Annotated in this window: 1 protein-coding gene; it reads left to right on the top strand. The window is 77.4% G+C overall.

The genetic code is table 11. From position 1 onward, the window contains the following. Nucleotides 1-104 precede the first annotated feature (104 nt). Nucleotides 105-755 (top strand): DUF4241 domain-containing protein, encoded by a 651-nt coding sequence (locus ACZ4XX_RS16750; RefSeq protein WP_468508633.1) that lies wholly within the window; start codon nucleotides 105-107, stop codon nucleotides 753-755. Nucleotides 756-953 lie beyond the last annotated feature (198 nt).

Below are 953 nucleotides of genomic sequence, written 5' to 3'. Positions count from 1 at the left end.
GGGGGGGGGGGGGGGGGGGGGGGGGGGGGGGGGGGGGGGGGGGGGGGGGGGGGCGCCCCCCCCCCCCCCCCCTCACTGTCGTATCCGCCCCCTACGATCGGCCCATGACGTCGACCCCACCAAACTGCACCCGCTGGTTCACACCGGGAGCCGCCGTCCCGCCCGGGGGCGGCAGCGGCGCCGCCTTCACCGTGACGGAGCTCGGAGAGCTCGGCCTGCCCACCGGGCGGCTGGTGGCCTGCGACCCGGTCGTCCACCTCGGGGACGACGACGAGCGGCCCGCGCCCTTCACCGTCACGGTCCCGCCCGGCAGCTACCCGGTCCAGACCGTCGTGGCCGAGGTCGAGCACCCCTTCCGGAACCGCGTGATCGCCGCCGCCCGGCTGGTGGTCCGGGACGCCCCCGTCGTCCGCTGGGAGCCCGCCCTGGTCCCCGGACAGGACCCGGCGGAGCTCGCCGACGGCGACTTCTTCGGCTACGGCGTGGACGCCGGCGTCGGCTGCTTCATGGACGCCTCCGCGCACCACGCCTTCCCCGGCACCCAGGACGAGGAGGGCGTCGTCTGGGAGGCGTTGGACAGCGGGCAGCCCGGGCCGACGGCCTTCCTCGCCGAGGGCGTGGAGGGCCACACCGTCGCCGTCTTCGGCTCGGGCTGGGGCGACGGCTGCTACCCGACCTGGATCGGCCACGGCGCCGACGGCGGGGCCGTCTGCTTCGTCACCGACTTCCGCGTCTTCCGCTTCGCCCCCGCCTGACCGCCGACGCGCGGTACGGTCGGTCCATGACCATCCGCGCGGTGCTGTGGGACGTCGACGACACGATCTTCGACTACGCCCGCGCCGACCACGTCGGCATGAGCGCGCACCTGACGGCCGAGGGGGGGGGGGGGGGGGGGGGGGGGGGGGGGGGGGGGGGGCCTGGGTGTCGGGGGGGGGTGGGGGTTGGTCGAGGCA

Source organism: Streptomyces sp. NPDC029956, assembly GCF_055574655.1.
This window is presented reverse-complemented; position numbering and strand designations above follow the sequence as displayed.